Source organism: Coprococcus sp. RTP21428st1_C9_RTP21428_210409, assembly GCF_040227395.1.
GTDB lineage: Bacteria > Bacillota > Clostridia > Lachnospirales > Lachnospiraceae > Coprococcus > Coprococcus aceti.
Genome location: NZ_JBEHVV010000018.1, coordinates 1 through 19,118, shown reverse-complemented (window position 1 = coordinate 19,118; position 19,118 = coordinate 1). Strand labels below are relative to the sequence as shown.

17 protein-coding genes are annotated in these 19,118 nt (G+C 44.0%); 14 read left to right on the top strand and 3 right to left on the bottom strand.

The window, feature by feature from the left end:
- Positions 1 to 137: 137 nt before the first annotated feature.
- Complete coding sequence (locus ABUA34_RS05355) at positions 138 to 752, top strand: SH3 domain-containing protein (RefSeq protein ID WP_015533206.1); 615 nt, start codon at positions 138 to 140, stop codon at positions 750 to 752.
- Positions 753 to 867: 115 nt separating this feature from the next.
- On the opposite strand, the gene ABUA34_RS05350 is transcribed toward ABUA34_RS05355, so the two are convergent.
- Both ABUA34_RS05350 and ABUA34_RS05345 read right to left on the bottom strand, forming a co-directional pair.
- The gene (locus ABUA34_RS05350; RefSeq protein ID WP_349822968.1) at positions 868 to 1,521 is read right to left on the bottom strand and encodes a response regulator transcription factor; all 654 of its coding nucleotides are present in this window, start codon (positions 1,519 to 1,521) and stop codon (positions 868 to 870) included.
- 53 nt (positions 1,522 to 1,574) lie between these two features.
- Positions 1,575 to 2,732 (bottom strand): sensor histidine kinase, encoded by a 1,158-nt coding sequence (locus ABUA34_RS05345; RefSeq protein WP_349822967.1) that lies wholly within the window; start codon positions 2,730 to 2,732, stop codon positions 1,575 to 1,577.
- 302 nt (positions 2,733 to 3,034) lie between these two features.
- Here ABUA34_RS05345 and ABUA34_RS05340 point away from each other — a divergent pair, with 302 nt between their 5' ends.
- The 6 genes from ABUA34_RS05340 (at position 3,035) to ABUA34_RS05315 (ending at position 10,067) form a co-directional block, all read left to right on the top strand.
- Positions 3,035 to 3,982, top strand: coding sequence for an ABC transporter ATP-binding protein (locus tag ABUA34_RS05340; RefSeq protein ID WP_349822966.1), 948 nt, complete (start codon positions 3,035 to 3,037; stop codon positions 3,980 to 3,982).
- 85 nt (positions 3,983 to 4,067) lie between these two features.
- Positions 4,068 to 5,231 carry an ABC transporter permease gene (locus tag ABUA34_RS05335; RefSeq protein WP_015533201.1) on the top strand — a complete coding sequence of 388 codons (1,164 nt, stop codon included), beginning with the start codon at positions 4,068 to 4,070 and terminating at the stop codon, positions 5,229 to 5,231.
- Positions 5,218 to 6,378 (top strand): ABC transporter permease, encoded by a 1,161-nt coding sequence (locus ABUA34_RS05330; RefSeq protein WP_349822965.1) that lies wholly within the window; start codon positions 5,218 to 5,220, stop codon positions 6,376 to 6,378. The genes ABUA34_RS05335 and ABUA34_RS05330 overlap by 14 nt, the downstream gene beginning before the upstream one ends.
- A 72-nt stretch (positions 6,379 to 6,450) precedes the next feature.
- Positions 6,451 to 8,256, top strand: a complete 1,806-nt coding sequence (locus tag ABUA34_RS05325) for an alpha-amylase family glycosyl hydrolase (protein WP_349822964.1) — start codon at positions 6,451 to 6,453, stop codon at positions 8,254 to 8,256.
- Positions 8,257 to 8,287: 31 nt separating this feature from the next.
- Positions 8,288 to 9,190: an NAD-dependent epimerase/dehydratase family protein gene (locus tag ABUA34_RS05320; RefSeq protein WP_022217175.1), complete on the top strand. Its 903-nt coding sequence runs from the start codon at positions 8,288 to 8,290 to the stop codon at positions 9,188 to 9,190.
- A 343-nt stretch (positions 9,191 to 9,533) separates the two neighbouring features.
- Positions 9,534 to 10,067 (top strand): hypothetical protein, encoded by a 534-nt coding sequence (locus ABUA34_RS05315; protein WP_004848629.1) that lies wholly within the window; start codon positions 9,534 to 9,536, stop codon positions 10,065 to 10,067.
- Between the two features lie 132 nt (positions 10,068 to 10,199).
- Here ABUA34_RS05315 and ABUA34_RS05310 read toward each other — a convergent pair whose 3' ends face one another.
- Positions 10,200 to 11,438 carry an argininosuccinate synthase gene (locus ABUA34_RS05310; RefSeq protein WP_004848633.1) on the bottom strand — a complete coding sequence of 413 codons (1,239 nt, stop codon included), beginning with the start codon at positions 11,436 to 11,438 and terminating at the stop codon, positions 10,200 to 10,202.
- 419 nt (positions 11,439 to 11,857) lie between these two features.
- Between ABUA34_RS05310 and argC the strand changes: the two genes are divergently transcribed.
- From argC to ABUA34_RS05275, 7 genes are all read left to right on the top strand, one after another.
- Complete coding sequence (gene argC / locus ABUA34_RS05305; protein ID WP_022059392.1) at positions 11,858 to 12,898, top strand: N-acetyl-gamma-glutamyl-phosphate reductase; 1,041 nt, start codon at positions 11,858 to 11,860, stop codon at positions 12,896 to 12,898.
- A gap of 55 nt (positions 12,899 to 12,953) precedes the next feature.
- Entirely contained in the window at positions 12,954 to 14,180 is a 1,227-nt protein-coding gene (gene argJ, locus ABUA34_RS05300) for a bifunctional ornithine acetyltransferase/N-acetylglutamate synthase (RefSeq protein ID WP_055143951.1), read from the top strand.
- Between the two features lie 228 nt (positions 14,181 to 14,408).
- Positions 14,409 to 15,299, top strand: a complete 891-nt coding sequence (gene argB / locus ABUA34_RS05295; RefSeq protein ID WP_015533199.1) for an acetylglutamate kinase — start codon at positions 14,409 to 14,411, stop codon at positions 15,297 to 15,299.
- Between the two features lie 328 nt (positions 15,300 to 15,627).
- Positions 15,628 to 16,245 (top strand): ComEA family DNA-binding protein, encoded by a 618-nt coding sequence (locus ABUA34_RS05290; RefSeq protein WP_055279844.1) that lies wholly within the window; start codon positions 15,628 to 15,630, stop codon positions 16,243 to 16,245.
- A 29-nt stretch (positions 16,246 to 16,274) separates the two neighbouring features.
- Positions 16,275 to 16,961, top strand: coding sequence for a response regulator transcription factor (locus tag ABUA34_RS05285; protein ID WP_055279845.1), 687 nt, complete (start codon positions 16,275 to 16,277; stop codon positions 16,959 to 16,961).
- Position 16,962: 1 nt separating this feature from the next.
- Positions 16,963 to 18,438 carry a sensor histidine kinase gene (locus ABUA34_RS05280; protein ID WP_022217180.1) on the top strand — a complete coding sequence of 492 codons (1,476 nt, stop codon included), beginning with the start codon at positions 16,963 to 16,965 and terminating at the stop codon, positions 18,436 to 18,438.
- Between the two features lie 9 nt (positions 18,439 to 18,447).
- Positions 18,448 to 19,118: GerMN domain-containing protein (locus ABUA34_RS05275; RefSeq protein WP_349822963.1), on the top strand; the 671-nt coding region annotated here is incomplete at its 3' end.

Below are 19,118 nucleotides of genomic sequence, written 5' to 3'. Positions count from 1 at the left end.
AGAATCAGTTGACACATGCACATGTGTAGTGTATTATATTTAACAGAAATGTAACAAATGCGGTAACTTTGTAAAAATTAGATTACGAAATACTACATAGAAAATAGCTTGGATTAAGGGTAAAAGAGGAAAAATTAATGACTAGATCACGCAGTAAGTTTGGAAGATTTGTAGATCACATGAGAAGGAATGTTCTCAGTTATAAATATTTAAGACATAACATTTTGATGACAGCACTTGTGGTTGTAATGGCTCTTTGTGTATTTGCTGTCATAAGTTTTGGAGAGAAGGCTGACCCGCTTGCGGATGAATTATATGCGAATGATAGTGTGACTATCAACAAGAGTCAGGCAGTGATGATGGCAGACAGCAGTGTGCAGCTTGCCATCGACGCAGTGGTGCCTGCAGGAAGTTCAGTATCGGCCAACGATACGGCCAGAGTTGCCAGCAATGCATCAGGTAGTATACAGTCTGTGACTTCAGCGTCTACCGAGGCAGTGACAACAGAGGAAGCGACAACAGAAGAGACCCCTTCAGAGGTGCTTCCGGGCGTAACAGCATCAGTGATATATGATGGTGTGTATGTCCATACAGAGCAGTCATCAGAATCAGATATCATAGCTACAGTGAACAGTGGAGAGATGTTCGACGTTGTATCACAGGATGAGAGCTGGATAGGAGTTCAGTTATACGATGGCTCGATCGGATATATTTCAACAGAATATGTAAGTGTGGATGCCTCACTTCAGTAGTAGTGTATATGAGTACCCCTCACCCAGGTACGACCCAGTAAGACAGAAAAAGCAAGTCGCATGTCATTCAAGGATGGCGTGCGGCTTGCTTTTTTAGTGTTGTATTGACTGTTGCTCAATTGGTTAGCTTTTTGTAGTAGAAGCACGCCAGCTGTGTGCGGTCTCTCAGCTGCAGCTTGTCAAGGATGGAACTGATATAGTTTCTCACTGTACCCTCGCTCAGATACAGGCTTGATGCGATTTCTTTGTTATTCAGACCATCTGCAACAAGTCTGATAATATTCATTTCCTTGGAACTGAGTTCGTATTCCATTCCGGCAAATGGCGATGGCTGGACATCTGATGAGGTAGTGTCCATATGTCCAATAAGATCAGGGAGTTTTCCAACTATCTCATCCCCGAATACAGTCTGTCCATTGTATACTGCTTTTACTGCCGGTGCGATGCTCTCAAAATTCTGCTTCAGTATATATCCCTTTGCCCCGATACTCAGTGCTTTGATTATATATTCGTCATCTGAAAATGTTGTCAGGAGAAGAATGCGGGCATCCGGGTGAGAGGCCCTGATAGTCTCAGAAGCCTCAAGGCCATTTATGTTCTCCATGCGGATGTCCATGAGTAGAACATCCGGTTGATATTCTTCGTACAGTCTGATCGCATCAGCTCCACTGCCTCCCGTGGCGGATACCTGTATGTCGTCGCAGGCTTCGAGTATGGTCTGAAGTGACAGTGCCACCAGTTGGTCGTCATCTATTATAACTACATTCATTTGTCGGTTTCCTCCTATTTATAATCAGGATATTTTGCATATCTGTTTGGAATTCAGTCTGTAAAATCTCTTTTCATGATATTGATCAATATGGAAAATCCGTTGTCGGTTGATATCTTCATTGTGCCTCCAAGTTTGTTTACTCTTTCCTGGATACCATTTAAGCCCATACCGCCAGAAGCGCTTCCTTGTGCCGGGGATGGACCGGAGCGGATGTTCTGTCCATTGTCTGTTATATACAGTTGATAAAATGCCGGGTGTTCCCGCACGCGGATAACCATATGATCGCCGTTGCTGTGCTTCAGCGTATTGTTAATGGCTTCCTTTACTATGTTGATGAATGAGTATTTGATCTCTCTTGGAAGCTTATCTGACATGTCGTAATCCATGTAGATGTCCATGTCGCTGACGTTGTTGATCACATCATCTAGGGCAGTGCGCAGGTCTATGGATTCATCGTGTAGATCGTGGACACTTTTTCTCATGCTGTCCATTGCGGTATCCAGCGTAGATTGCAGCTGTGCCAGGGGCTTCTCAAGACGCTCGTCTTTGTTGATAACTTTGATGGCACCGGTCTGAAGTATGGATCTGGTGAGCATATGACCGACATTGTCATGAATCTCCCGGGCAATCCTGTTTCGCTCTGACAGGGTGGCGGTGAGCACCATGTTGTCCTGATTTTCCAGCAACTGGCGTGTGTTCTGTGCAACCAGCATGTCGTGTTCTGCAGTATTGTCCCTCATGGCAAGAAGCTCCGCCCTCAGCAGATTTATCCGGCAGCAGTACACGCTCATAGCAAATGAGAATGCGATGAGGCATATCTGCGGGAGAACTGACATCAGAGGATAGTTGACGCACATGTATATGGATAACAGGACAAGTATGACTGGTGACAGCCGTTGTCTGTATCTGTACATGTCGTAGCTGACTATGGACACGAACATATAGACTGGGTGCAGCCAGAATGCGGATACAAGATACGCGCATACCAGTGCCTCGCATATGTATGGATATATTCTGCTGTGGTTCTCGGCGCCCTTCGTGGTGGCTCTGTTCACTGCGGAGATCCCGGCAAGTGCCGGATAGACCGCACCGGCAATGAGCGACAGGAGCAGTGTGATGATGATCCGGGTGTCCGTGGCAGTATTATGCGCATATATCATGACAAATGCTGAGACCAGCAGGAGTCCTTTGTTGATGAGATGTTTCATAATTATTCTCCATAATGTAGAAAATGCTGTAGTATATATCGTGCTGTCTGAATAGCCGTGCCAGGCAGTGTGTGCAGCCTAGTGTAATAATTATTATAAATAAATATGAGGGAAAAAGAAATATGACAAATGTCACATTGTGAAGATGACGTTGTTCACTGTGAAAACAGATCAAGGGTGTATATAATGAGAGCATGTAATAAAGAATGTAGCATGCTGATGCGTGCAGACTATCATGTTATGAACGACACTCATAAGATAATGAGGGTCAAAAAACAGGATATCAAAACAGGAGGATATATATGAGTAATTCAGAAAATGCAATAGAGGTTACCAATCTGGTAAAGCGATATAAAGATCTACTGGCGCTGGATCATTTCAGTTTGACAGTGAAGGCGGGGGAGATACTTGGACTCCTTGGACCAAACGGCTCCGGCAAAACGACAACTATAAATTGTATACTGTCCCTGCTCACATTTGACAAGGGCGATATAAAGGTATTTGGCAAAGAGATGAAGCCCGACAGCTACGATATCAAGAGAGAGATAGGAGTTGTAATGCAGGATGTGGCGGTGTTCGATGAACTGACTGTATATGAGAATATTGATTACTTCTGCGGCCTTTATATAAAGGACAAAGAGAAGAGACGCAAATGTGTTGAGGAGACAATGGATTTCGTGGATATTGCGGATTACAGGAAATTCCTTCCAAAGAAGCTCTCGGGTGGACTGCTGCGAAGACTGAATATTGCCTGCGGAATAGCGCATAAGCCAAAACTTATATTCTTCGATGAACCGACAGTGGCGGTCGATCCGCAGAGCCGTAACAGAATACTTGAGGGGATCGAGCGTCTGAATGAGGAAGGTGCCACCATCGTATACACATCCCATTATATGGAGGAGGTCGAGCAGCTCTGTGACAGGATAGTCATCATGGACAAAGGAAAGTCTGTAGCTGTAGGAACAAAGGAAGAACTTAAGAAGATGATCAAGAACACTGAGACCATCAAGGTTGAGGTGCTTGGACTTACAGGCAAACAGATATCGGAGCTTCGCAGACAGCCTCATATGTATGAGGAGGAATATAGCGATGGTATGTTGACGCTGAGATATTCTGGTGGAAGACACAATCTGGTGAGACTCATGGAATTCTTCAAGGAGCACGATATATCATTTGGCAGGGTTGTTACGGAACTCCCGACGCTCAACGATGTATTTCTGGAGATCACAGGCAAGGAGCTCAGAGACTAAACGAAATTCAGGGCAGAGATATGAGATCGTTGAAATCGTATTGTATATGGAAAATTGAGATGAATCAGGATTAAAGGAGAGAATTATGTTTATACGGGACTTTTTATACACCATAAAGATCATGGTCCGAGGCAGGGTGTCGATCTTCTGGACACTGGTATTCCCGCTGCTTCTTGCAACATTCATGTACATGGCATTTGGCAACATATATGAACAGGATGAGATGTTCAGGAATATCAAGGTGGCGGTGGTCACTGAGGATGAATCGGCAAATGGACTTAATTATATGCTGGATGCGCTGTCGGATGGCGATGACGCCCTTCTGTCGGTTGCGAGGATGAGCGAAAGCGATGCGGAAAAGTTACTGGCTGATGAAGAGGTCGAGGGCATCATATATACGGATGATGTGAAGCTCACGGTTGCGGAGAGTTCTGTCAATGCGAGCATACTTGAGACAGTGCTTTCTGAGTACAAGCAGTACGAGCATGCACTTATGGATATATATAAGGATGGCATCGGACTTCAACAGTATATGTCTGGGACTTCCGGCGTGGATGATATGTCGGACCTTGTGGAAAAACTCTCAGAACAGAGATCATATTATACAGAGAAGGCCAGCACTGAGGGCAGCCAGAATGTGTATAACAATTATTTCTATGCCATATTTGCCATGAGCTGTCTGTTTGCATCACTTTCATCTATAGAGATGATGGGCAATCTTCAGGCAAATGTGAGCGCTACGGGAAAGAGAAAAAATGTGTCCCCACAGAGAAAAATGACCTTTGTTTTGGCAGAGTTTGCTGCACTGCTGATTATACATTTTGTGGTCGAGGTCATAAGCTTTATATATATGTCCTGCATAGGAGTGGATTTTGGCGACAGAGTATGGGAGATCCTGCTTACTCTGTTTGTGGGCTGCTTTATCGGTCTGGCAATAGGAGTCATAGTTGGGGCTATATCAAAGCTTGCTGAGGGGACCAAGATAGGTATTGTGATCGGAATATCCATGGTGATGTCCATCCTTTCTGATCTGTGTATAAACGGAGTAAAGTATGAGATACAGCAGCACGTGCCGATTATAAATAAACTCAATCCCGCGGCTCTGATATCGGATTCATTCTATGCGCTGAATGTTTACAGTGACCACCAGGTTTTCACTGAGAATATCGTCATAATGACTATTGAGGCTGTGGTGCTCATAGCAGTTGGGATTCTCATGGTAAGGAGGAACAGATATGCAAGTGTTTAAATCTTTTTTCAAGGTTTTGAGAAAATATATTGGGCAGATGATCATGTATGTGGGAATCCTGTGTGGAGTCATGATTGTGTTCATCAATGTGGGAAACACAGATCCACAGAATTATTATAAGGATAAAACGATCAAATATGCGGTGAGCGATGAGGATGGCAGTGAGATGAGCAGAAAATTGATGGCTTACCTGAATGATACGCAGCAACTTGTAGATGGCGTTGATATGGACGAACGAGGTATTCAGGATGCTCTCTACAACAGGGCGGTGGATTGTGTGATCAGGATACCAGATGGCTTTGGCGATGCATGGGCAAATGATACTGCGGATGGTATGCTTGAGATAACGACTATCCCCGGAAGTCAGGCGTCCATGCTGTTTGAGGCAAGGCTTGACAGCTACATGAATATGGTGTCTCTGTACAAGAGGGCCGGAGATGATATGAACGATGCCGATAAGAGAGCGAGGATGGCACTTGAGCAGAAGGCTGAAGTCGATATGGCCGAAGGAAAGAACTCAGGACATTCCATGTTATATAATTTTTACAACTATCTGGGGTGGGTCATGATATGCGTTATGATAATTGGGGTAGCGCCTGTTTTGCAGGTATATAACAGGAAAAAGCTTAGAGCGAGAATAGAGTGCTCATCATACAAATTTTTCAGGCTGAACAGGGAACTTGTCCTGGGGATGATGTCTACTGGATGCGTATTGTCTGTAGTATTTATAGCACTTTCCAGAATACTTATAAAATATGATATAGTCTCAGCAAGGGGCGGAATGTTCATACTCAATATGCTGGTGTATGCCTGTGTAGCACTCTCGCTGGCATTTCTAGTTAGCAAGCTTACCCAGAATGAACAGATTCTTTCCATGTGTGCTAATGTCATATCACTTGGAATGGCATTCCTCTGCGGGATATTTGTGCCGAGAGAGTTCTTAAGTGACACTGTGATGGCGATAGCACATTTCCTCCCGGCATACTGGTATGCAAATGCGACAGACGCCATCGACAATTTCACATCAGGCAGTTCGGTGGCAGGAATATTTGTGAGCATGGGAGTACAGGTGCTCTTTGCCGTTCTGTTCATACTTGTTGGAGTGATCGTTGACAGGTACAAGACAGCCGGCAGGGCTATGGCTTAGAAAATACACTGGAAGTTATGAGGCATGGTCTGTTATAATGTTCTTTGGAGGGAGTATAGGAGGAACGAGAAAGTGCTTAAAAAGAAAGTGCTGAAACAGAACAACTTACTCAGACTGCAGAAGAGACTTGCAGTGGTTATGCTGGCCCTTACACTTGGACTCGGTACAGGGTGCGGCAAAACAGATGACGGAGCGGACGGTGCTGCGTCGTCAGAAGCAGAGACTTTGGCGGATGGTCAGACAAACGATCAGACAGATGCCGGAGCCGAAGAAGAAAATGGACAGGAGTCTAAAAAGGATAATGACGAGCCTTATGCAGAGGGAACATATTCCAGTGATGCATACGATGTGGCAGAATTTACGGCAGAGCCTCGTAAGAAGACCGACGAAGAGGGTAATTGCGGTGTGTATTACGAGATATTTGTCAGATCATTTGCCGATTCAGACGGTGATGGTATAGGCGATCTGAATGGCGTCACGGAGAAACTTGACTATCTGAAGGAGCTCGGGATCGATGGGATATGGCTCATGCCGATCACTGCATCCGATACCTACCACGGATATTCCGTGACGGATTACATGGCGGTGAATCCCGATTACGGAACAGAGGATGATCTTAAGAGATTGCTTGACGAAGCACACAGCAGAGACATGAAAGTCATCATGGATCTGGTCATCAATCACACCAGTATCAATCATCCGTGGTTTCAGGCGGCAAAGTCCGATGAGAACAGCGAGTACAGAGATTATTACAGGTGGGTGTACAAGACCGACAAGAAAGACTGCAATCATCTTCTCGACAAATCAAGCTGGGGAGATATGGTGTGGCACCAGGAAGGAGACTTCTATTATTATGGTGTGTTCGGCGCGGATATGCCGGATCTGAACTATAACAATCCGGATGTTAGACAGGCTGCGAAGGATGCCGCCGGTCACTGGCTGGAGCTTGGTCTTGACGGTTTCCGTATGGACGCCGCAGTTCATATCTATGGGGCGCATGAGTTCAAGCAGCAGGAAGATTCTGAAGCGGCAAACATCAACTGGTGGAACGAATTTGCCGGTTACTGCGAGAGCATAAATCCTGGTGTATACCTGGTGGGTGAGGTATGGCAGGATGACAAGGTGCTGGAAAATTATGTCCAGCCATTTGACACGAAGTTTGATTTCGCAATTCAGCAGAAGATACTGAACTGCGTACAGAAAGGCATGGCGGTGCCAGGCTTTGGTGATTCTCTTTCCGTGGCGATAGAGAATATACAGAATAAATATGACGGCGTGGATGTCAACTATCTGAATGGAGTATTTGGAGCAAATCACGATCAGGACAGGATAGCATCGTCGGTGAACAGCCTGGATAAGGCGAGACAGATAGCAGCGGTATATATGACACTTCCAGGCAATCCATATATTTACTATGGCGAGGAACTCGGAATGTACGGCAGCAAGCCGGATGAGATGATAAGGACACCGTTCCTGTGGGGAGATGACAGTACATACAACACGTCATGGGAAAAGGACGATCAGAATGCCGAGACAAAGGGACTTGACCAACAGATGAAAGATCCGGATTCAATGTATTCATATTACAAGACACTGATAGCGCTTAGAAAAGACAATCCTGCCCTTATGAAAGGAAACTATAGAGCGGCAGCGCTCACAAGCGACAGTGTGACAGCGTACTTCCGTGAGGCGGATGGACAGAAACTGCTGGTAGTGCACAACTTTGCAGAGGGCGATCAGACGGTATCACTTGCTGAGTGCGGAGACATAACAGTTACAAATGTACTTTATTCAAGTTCTGGTGAGACAGGTGTGTCAGACCTTAGTTCAGTGAAATTAGCTGGAAATGAGAGTGTGGTACTGGAACTTGGTGAGTAGATAAAAAATCCCAATTTAAAGGAGGCTCTCCATGAAGAAAATACTAATAACGGGTGGTACAGTATTTGTAAGCCGGTATGCGGCGCAGTATTTTGTGGACAAAGGCTATGAGGTGTATGTGGTGAACAGAAATTCAAGACCGCAGGTTCCAGGTGTGAAACTTATAGAAACGGACAGGCATGACCTGGGAGACAAACTCAAAGACATCTATTTTGATGTTGTGGCGGACATAACCGCATATAATGCGGAAGATATCACAGACTTATGTGACAGCCTTGGTTCATTTGGTCAGTATATCATGATCAGCTCAAGTGCAGTGTATCCAGAGTATGGAGATCAGCCATTCCGTGAAGATTCAGAACGGGCACTCAACAGATACTGGGGGTCATATGGTACGGATAAGATTGCTGCGGAGGATGCATTACTTGACAGAGTGAGTGATGCTTACATACTCAGACCACCATATATTTATGGACCTATGAACAATGTATACAGGGAGGCTTTTGTATTTGACTGCGCCAGGGCGGACAGGCCATTTTATCTGCCCGGAGATGGTGGAATGAAGCTGCAGTTCTTCCATGTGAAGGATCTCTGTATCCTGATGGAGAGAGTAATCGAGGAAAAGCCGGAGACTCATATCATGAATGTGGGAAATGTGGAGCCGGTCACTATAAAAGACTGGGTGACGATGTGTTACGCCTGCTTTGATAAGATCCCTGCGTTTGTAAATGTCAGTGAGGATATAGAACAGAGAAATTATTTCAGTTTTTATAACTATGAATATTATCTCGATGTGCAGCAGCAGAACAAAATATACCCGGAGACAATATCATTGGAAGATGGATTGAAAGAATGCGCAGAGTGGTATGTGGAAAATGAATCAGAAGTTGGAAAAAAGTCATATATGGAATATATAGACTGTAATTTAAAATAATGTACGTTGGTGCAGCGATATTGTAAATGATATGTATTTAGGGAGATCTGGAGCTTCGGCTCCGGATCTTTTTTATAGATATACATTCAAATATCGTCGAGATATACGATGTGTATAAATTCATTAAGAAAGTGTAAATTCGTTATAAGTGGGTTTACATCTTCGCTAGCATTGATATAATGCAGATACATAGTGAGAGAGTTCTTGACAATGATGGAGTTTTACTCATTGTTCTCAAATAAGATTTTAGTTCTTTTTTAGTAGAAATAAGTGATCTGAAATTTCTATAGTTTAATTTCCATAATGATTTTTGGCAAATATAAAATAATAAAGGAGTTACTGAATGATAAAAAACAGGAATGTTAGTATAATAACGGACGAAAATAATAATCAAATAGTAATTATTAATGACAAAAAATTTAAAGGCTTATCAAAAGATGATTGGCAGCAGATAGAAAAATACTTAAAAGGCTATATATCGGATTGTTATGAAATTACAGAAACAAATGATGTTGTTTATATTGGAAAAGAATTTCCGTCTGAATATGCAGGTTCGAAAAGCAGAATTGCATTAAAAGGTGCAAGAAAAAAGGCAAAGGCATCAGCATCACAGGGAATTCCAGAGCTAATAAAAATAGCCAAAAATCCACGTTGGGAAGAGAATAAAGAGCAAAAGCATAATAAAGATGCTAAATATGGTTGGTATAGATATGATATAAGGTTTGGACTGCCTGTGTATGATGATAAAACGGGCAATTTAGATAGATATAATATATTCACAGCTATTCTTCTTATAAAACATTCAGAGGATGGTAATAAGTACCTGCATGATATTACCACAATAAAAAAAGAAACGAGCAGCCCGCTTGAGTCGTAAAACTGTACGGTGAAAACCCATTTCTTTTGATATATTCTATTTCAGTCTTTTTGTTTTGTCAAGAAAAAAACATCCTCCATCATATTCATAACGAGTATGATGGGGGATGTTTCATGTCTACACTATAATAAATTACTTATTGTTAGCGTTGTCCTTCTCCTCACGCTTCTGATCCATCATAGCACGAACCTTCATTGAAAGACCGAACAGGTTGATGAAACCTGAAGCATCCTTGTGATCGTAGAGGTCGCCAGTTGTGAATGAAGCAAGGCTCTCTGAGTACAGAGTATAATCTGATGTAGTACCAGCCTTGATGATGTTACCCTTGTAGAGCTTCATCTTTACATGACCAGTTACACGCTCCTCAGTCTTGGCAACAAATGCTGAAAGGCTCTCGCGGAGAGTGCAGAACCACTTTCCTTCATATACAAGTGCTGCGAACTTTGTTCCAACAAGCTTCTTGTACTCCATAGTATCACGGTCAAGTGTGAGCTCCTCAAGCTGCTTATGAGCCTCTGTGAGGATAGTTCCACCAGGTGTCTCGTATACACCACGTGACTTCATGCCGACAACACGGTTCTCAACGATATCGATGATACCGATACCGTGCTTTCCGCCGAGCTTGTTCAGCTCACGGATGATATCAGAAGTCTTCATCTTCTTGCCGTTGAGTGCTACAGGGTAGCCCTTCTCGAAGTCAAGGTCAATGTACTCAGGCTCATCAGGTGCCTTCTCAGGTGTAACTGAGAGAACCAGAAGGTCATCGTAGTTTGGCTCATTTGCAGGATTCTCAAGCTCAAGGCCCTCATGGCTGATGTGCCAGATGTTACGGTCACGGCTGTAAGAATGCTTTGCATCAAATGGAAGATCGATGCCGTGTGCCTTACAGAATGCGATCTCATCCTCACGTGACTGCATAGTCCACTCAGGCTGTCTCCATGTAGCGATAACCTTGATGTCCGGTGCAAGAGCTTTGATAGAAAGCTCAAAACGAAGCTGGTCGTTACCCTTACCTGTAGCTCCGTGGCAGATGGCAACAGCGCCTTCCTTACGTGCAACCTCAACAAGCTTCTTTGCAATGATAGGTCTTGCAAATGAAGTACCGAGAAGATACTTGTTCTCATATACAGCGTCAGCCTGAACTGTTGGCATGATGTACTCATCACAGAGCTCATCTACAACATCGATGATGTAAAGCTTCTCAGCTCCTGAATACTTTGCTCTCTCGTCAAGTCCCTCAAGCTCGCTCTCCTGACCTACATCTATACATGCACAGATAACATCGTATCCGTATGTCTCCTTTAACCATGGGATGATGGCAGTGGTATCAAGACCGCCTGAATAAGCCAGTACAACTTTTTCTTTAGCCATTTTAATAAATCCTCCTATAAATATAGTGTTTTGAAAAATTACTTTATAATATATTCCATTTTTCGCCTACATGAACTATACAACGCAAATGTATATTATGCAAGCAATTTTTCAAAATATCCATTTAATCAGCGTATAATATGCATGTGATTTATACATGGATACATAGCTAAATGGCGGCAAAAACGTTGATGAACCGTATATTTTTAACGATTATGCAAATATTCAAAAAAACCATTGCATAATATGCAATCAAAATGTATAATTATAAAAAGTTTTTTGTAGGAGGGATAACATATCGTCTGATTAGATGAATGTTGACTAGGCTGACTAAGTGGGTATACAATCAAACAGGATATGCCTTAAGACAAATCCGTGGGAATGGAAATATAAATTTTTACATATGTATGGAGGCAGTTATGATTAAGGTAGGAATTATCGGATCGACAGGATACGCAGGACAGGAGATAGTAAGAATCCTTCTTGGACATAAGGAAGCGGAGATCGTATGGTACGGTTCAAGAAGCTTTATCGATCAGAAATATTATCAGGTATACGGCAATATGTTCCAGATCGTGGACGCAAAGTGTATGGACGACAACATGGAGGAGCTTGCATCAAAAGTAGACGTCATATTTACAGCTACACCACAGGGACTGTGCGGATCACTGGTGAATGAGGAGATTCTGTCAAAGGTGAAGATCATAGATCTCAGTGCAGATTTCAGAATAAAGGATGTTGCTACTTATGAGAAGTGGTACAAGATAGAGCATAAGAGCCCACAGTTTATTGACGAGGCTGTGTATGGTCTTTGTGAGATCAACAGGGAGGATATAAAGAAGTGCAGACTTCTTGCAAACCCTGGATGCTACACAACATGTTCGATCCTTTCACTCTACCCACTGGTTAAGGAAGGTCTGGTTGATGCCAACTCCATCATCGTTGATGCTAAGTCTGGAACATCAGGTGCAGGAAGAGGCGCGAAGATCGCAAATCTCTACTGTGAGGTCAACGAGAGCATCAAGGCTTATGGTGTTACAACACACAGACATACCCCTGAGATAGAGGAGCAGCTTGGATATGCGAATGGCAGTCCGATAGTCATTAATTTCACTCCACATCTTGTCCCTATGAACAGAGGAATACTTGTAACAGCATATGCCAACCTCAAGGAGAAGGTCGACTACGATACAGTGAGAGCTGCATACGATAAGTACTATGCAAATGAGAGATTTATCAGAGTCCTCGACAAGGATGTATGTCCTGAGACAAGATGGGTTGAGGGAAGTAACTATGTGGATGTCAACTTCAAGATAGATGAGAGAACAAACAGAGTCATCGCCATGGGTGCACTTGACAATCTCGTAAAGGGAGCAGCAGGTCAGGCTGTGCAGAACATGAACATCATGTTTGGATTTGACGAGGCTGAGGGCCTTCGCATGGCTCCTGTTTTTCCATAAACATCAGGTTTGAAGCATTTGCCTCGAAATAGACACTTGGAAATAAGGTGGTAGGATGAAGATAATTCCGGGAGGCGTGACAGCCCCTGCGGGCTTTAGGGCAGCGGGACTACATGTTGGAATAAGAAGAAATAAACTGAAAAAAGACATGGCACTTCTGGTGAGTGATGTTCCGGCTAATGTAGCGGGAGCATTTACACAGAACATGGTTCAGGCGGCACCGGTCATATACGACAGGCGGCTTTGCCAGAATGTGGGAATGTGTCAGGCGTTGGTGGTAAACAGCGGTGTGGCAAATACCTGTACTGGCGAACAGGGAATCCACGATGCTGAGGCCATGGCAGCCCATGTAGGTAAGAGCCTTGGCATAGATCCAAGTACGGTTGCGGTGGCTTCTACAGGAGTCATAGGAATGAGACTTCCGATGGATGTCATACAGAGCGGTATAGATATGCTGGTGCCGGAGCTTTCATATTCTATAGATGCCGGAGTGGATGCCGCGGAGGCGATCAAGACGACTGATATCTATAAGAAGGAGATAGCCGTAACTTTAGAGATCAAGGGGCAGCAGGTCACCATCGGAGGTATGTGTAAGGGATCAGGAATGATCAATCCTAACCTGGGAACCGTACTCAGCTTTATCACGACAGACCTGAATATCAGTTCAGAGTTGCTGGGCAAGGTGCTTAAGGCTGACGTGGTCGATACATACAATATGGTGTCAGTGGACGGAGATATGTCCACCAACGACACTGTCATGATATTTGCAAATGGCATGGCGGGCAACGAGGAGCTGCTGGAGACCGATGACGACTTTCCTGCATTTGTCGAGGCAATAAGATATATCAACCGCGCATTTGTCAGGGCGATAGCCTCGGACGGCGAGGGTGCTACCAAGATGTTTCAGGTGGATGTGTCGGGCATGCCGGATAAGGATACTGCAAGACATCTGGCAAAGGCGATAGTGGCCTCCAATCTTGTAAAGTGTGCCATGTACGGAGCTGATGCCAACTGGGGCAGAATAGTTTGCGCCATGGGACAGAGCGGCGTGAAGTTTGATCCGTACAGGGTGGATATAGAGATAGCCAGTGTGGCAGGACATCTTGAGATCGTAAAGCATGGAGTGACAACTGATTACGATGAGAAGGAAGCAAGCCACATACTCTCAGAGAAGCAGATAAAGCTCAAGGCGCATATGAATATGGGGGATGAGATGGCCACAGCGTGGGGGTGCGATCTCACATATGACTATATCAAGATAAATGCGGATTATAGAAAGTAAAATCCAGTGAGATAAGCCATATAAAAATGGAAGCAGGTTATAAGATAAAACATATTGCGTAAATTTAAAAATAGATTATAGTCAATAAATCAAATAAGACTAAATTGAGACGATGCGTTAATCGTTGACATTGATCAGGTTGGAAGATAAAGTTGAAGGCAAAAGACAGATAAACCTAAGGTAGATAAACCGAAGATATATAAATATAGAAGAAAGAAGGACAGAAAAATGGTTATAGGTGATTACACAGTAGATCAGGTAATTGAGAAGGCACAGACACTGATAGAGGCTATGCCATATATCAAGAAATTCCAGGGCAAGACAGTGGTTGTAAAGTACGGCGGAAGCGCTATGCTTGACGAGAATCTCAAGTACAACGTTATCAAGGACGTTGCCATGCTGAAGCTTGTCGGCATGAAGCCGGTCATCGTACACGGTGGCGGCAAGGAGATCAGCAAATGGGTAGAGAAGGTCGGCAAGGAGGCAGAATTTATCAACGGTCTCCGTGTTACAGATGCAGAGACGATGGAGATCGCAGAGATGGTTCTCGGCAAGGTCAACAAGAGTCTTGTAAGTCTCATGCAGAAGATCGGACTTAAGGCAGTCGGAATCAGCGGCAAGGACGGCGGAATGTTCACAGTCAAGAAGAAGTTCCCTGGTGGCAAGGATATAGGTTATGTGGGAGAGATAACAAATGTTGACACATCCATCCTTACATCACTTATCGAGGATGATTTCATCCCGGTTATCGCACCTATAGGAGTGGATGAGAACTACGAGGATTACAACATCAATGCGGACGATGCTGCTTGTGCAGTAGCAACAGCTCTTGAGGCTGAGAAGCTTGTATTCCTCACAGATATCGAGGGAGTATTTATTGATCCAACAGACAAGTCAACACTTATCTCAGAGATGGATATACACGAGGCAAAGGACATCATAGAGAAGGGCGTTGTCGGCGGTGGTATGCTTCCAAAGCTTAACAACTGTATCGCAGCCATGGAAAATGGAGTTTCAAGAGTGCATATACTTGATGGCCGTCTCCAGCACTGCCTGCTTCTTGAGTTCTTCACCCAGAAGGGTATCGGAACTGCTATCCTCAAGGAGCCTTTATTCTAGGATGCGGGGCAGAATATAACAAAGCTTCAAATAATAAAATAGTAAATTATAAAACAGTATATATGACCATGGTGGACAGCCATCTGTAAGGATGGAAGAGCACCGGGCGTATATGCTGTTTTTTTATGTCTGATCTGAATCGGGGAGTTTATAAAAATGTTACATTTTTATGTATTGTAAAAAGTATCAATGAATAAGGGATAAAAGGGCTCTTTTGTGAAAAAAGTAACAAAAATGAAATAAAATAGAAATATATTGTTGTAAATTCAGAGGTGTTTAGATACAATAAACCTGTGTAATTCTGTGCTGACACAGGAGGTGTCGCACGATGAAGAAAATAATTAAAAATTTAGCATATTTATGCGTGCTGACAATGACATTATTGTGTTCCGGCTGTGGAGAAGAACAGGTAACTATATCCGGTAATTCAGAAGAGAATGTTACGGAGAAAGCTTCGCAGCAAGGCGCGGAAGAAGACGGAGCAGACGAGAGTCTAACGATACATTCAGAAACTCCAGAATACATAACAGTTTTTGTATGCGGAGCAGTGAAGAATGAGGGCGTATATGAGCTCGAAGCCGGATCCAGGGCGAATGATGGCCTTGAGGCGGCGGGAGGATTCTCCGATGACGCAGATACCGTTGCGGTGAATCTTGCAGATGTGCTTGAGGATGGTCAGAAGCTGTACTTTCCTGTCGGAGGTGAACAGCTTCCGGATGAGAGCGAAGCCGGGACAGATGCGTCGGAACAGAGACTGGTCAACATCAACAGTGCAGATGCTGCGGAACTTATGACGTTACCGGGAATAGGCGAGACGAAGGCCTCGCAGATTGTTGAGTACAGACGGAAGAATGGAGCATTTGCCTGCAAAGATGACCTTAAGAATGTCAGCGGCATAGGAGACAGTATATATGAGAAACTGGAGACATATATATCGACAGAGTAAATGAGTCTCGGGGTAGAAAGGATGTTAAGATGAAGAAAGTTCTTGTTGTGGATGATGAGAAGTTGATCGTTAAGGGGCTGAAGTTCAGCCTGGAACAGGACGATATGGAAGTGGATACAGCCTACGATGGCGGTGAAGCTATAGAGAAGATAAAGGCAAATGGTTACGATATAGTTCTGCTGGATATAATGATACCTGTATACACAGGAATAGAGGTTTGCCAGATGGTCAGAGAGTTTTCCAATGTTCCTATTATCATGCTCACTGCAAAGGGTGAGGACATGGATAAGATCATGGGACTCGAGTATGGTGCAGATGACTATATAACAAAGCCATTTAATATTCTTGAGGTGAAGGCCAGGATCAAGGCTATACTTAGAAGAAGCAACCGCAAGCAGGCACCTGCAAAACCGTCAAATGTAATGGAGATCAATGGAATGAAGGTTGAGCTTGACAGCAGACGTGTATTTGTCGGTGGTAAGGAGCTTAATCTGACAGCCAAGGAGTTTGACCTTCTTGAGCTGCTCATGGCGCATCCAAACAAGGTATATTCAAGAAATGAACTCCTGAATACGATCTGGGGAGATTCCTACCCGGGAGATGCGAGAACAGTTGATGTGCATGTTAGAAGACTTCGTGAGAAGATAGAAGCTAATCCGGGTGAGCCGGTATACATTCATACAAAATGGGGAGTAGGATATTTCTTCAAGGGCTGATATGAAAAAAAAGAAACGTGCAACAGTTGAAACAGAAAAAATTGAAGAGAAGAATACCGCCCAGGAGAGATCCAGAGTCAGTATCAGAGTGGGGCAGAGAACGATCATATCGCTTATAGTGGCAGTGAGTGTGGCAGTGATCGCCTATGCAGCACTGTGGATACTGGCGGGCACTGTGAATTCGAAGAGTGAGAGAAATCTTGACAGACACGCACAGGAGTGTGCAGAATACATTGCCCATATAGTGAATGAACACAAGGCGGAGGATGATATAGGGAGAGCCGTGGACGAGATAAAGACCATGGCTTATTCTCTCTCTGCCCGTATAGTTATAGTGGATACTGATTACAAGGTCGTGGTGGACTCCTATGGAAAAGACACCGGAAGATATCTGGTGGATGAGAACGTGTTCAGCGTAATGAAGGGGCAGCAGAAGTATATATCAGAGACAGAGGAAAATGTGTACAGACGCATAGTTCCAGTGATCAACAGTGAGGGCTATACAGATGCGGTGGCACTGATATCTCTTGAGACCGATGCTCTCGAGAACCTGTCAATATATATGAAGAGAAATGCAACTTATCTGTTTGCGATATCGTTGATACTTGGATTGATAGCTGCTTATTTTGCGGCTAAGTTATCAGTCAGGGATGTGAACCATGTCAGAAACGAGATAGAGGGAATGAAAGGCGGCAGCCTTGAACCGATGAGCGTGGACGGTATGTTCAGGGAGACACAGGAGCTGACAAAGGATATAAACGATATATTCAACAAGGCACAGCTTCTTGAGGAGTCCCGTCAGGAATTCGTGTCAAATGTCTCACATGAGTTAAAGACACCGATAACATCCATGAAGGTTCTGTCAGAGTCGCTGCTCACCCAGAGTGATGTGCCAGCGGAGATGTACAGAGAATTCATGGAGGATATAGTTCAGGAGATAGACAGGGAGGCAGAGATCATAAGTGATCTGCTTACACTCGTTAAGACTGACAAAGGCCCTGACAGCCTGAATAAAGAGCCTGTGGATATGAATGAATTTATGGATCTCATACTCAAGAGACTTAAGCCTCTGGCGGAGAAGAGAAGTATACAGCTTTCATTTGAGAGCTTTGGAGACATAAAGGCAGAGATAGACAAGGTGAAGTTTACTCTTGCGATCTCGAATCTGATAGAGAATGGAATAAAGTATAACGTTGATGGCGGTTGGATAAAGGTTTCGCTCAATTCAGACCACAGGAACTTCTATATCAAGGTAGCAGACTCCGGTGTAGGAATACCGGAGGATTGCATAAATCATATTTTTGAGAGATTCTACAGAGTAGACAAGGCGAGAAGTCGAGACACTGGTGGAACCGGTCTGGGACTAGCCATCACGAAGAATATAATTATCATGCACAAAGGAACTATAAATGTGTATAGTGAACCGGGAAAAGGAACTACATTTACGGTAAAGGTTCCATTACAGGCTCACGAGTAAGGGATTAATATGACGACGAAAAAAAGAATTATGCTCACTGCCGTGGTCATGGCTGCAGTGGTGATTCTTGTGGCGTGTGGAAGCGACAGCAAGAATGGCAGAAAGAAAAATCCAGCAGACAATTCAGATGAAAATCTGACTCTGTACTACGCAAACTCAACGTGGACTGATCTGTTCCCGGAGGTTTTCACCCGAGACCAGCTCGTCACGACGGAGAATCTTATCGACACTGTGATGAACGCATTGATGGACAGTGGGGAAATGACGGATAAACAGGTTCCGGTTCCCCAGGGCGTTACGTACCAGAGATATACATATGACGGTCAGGCGACGATCAATCTTATGTTCAACGTTGACTGGGAGGCCACTGACACATATGAGATGGTGCTAAGCAAGGCGGCATTTGTGAGAACTCTGACACAGATCGAATCGGTGAAGAAGGTTGTGTATGAATACACTGACATTGCAAATGAGAACAGTATCGTGCGTGAGGAGCTCACAAATGATTCATTTTCAGATATGGACAACTTCATGAATCCACATGAAGAGTACAACATATATATGCCGGACAGCACAGGACAGAAGCTGGTTCAGAAGACCATAGATCTGGACAGATCAGCGCCTGAATCACTGGAGGAACAGATGGTTGCAGGACTGAGAATGAGTTACGATGGAACAGT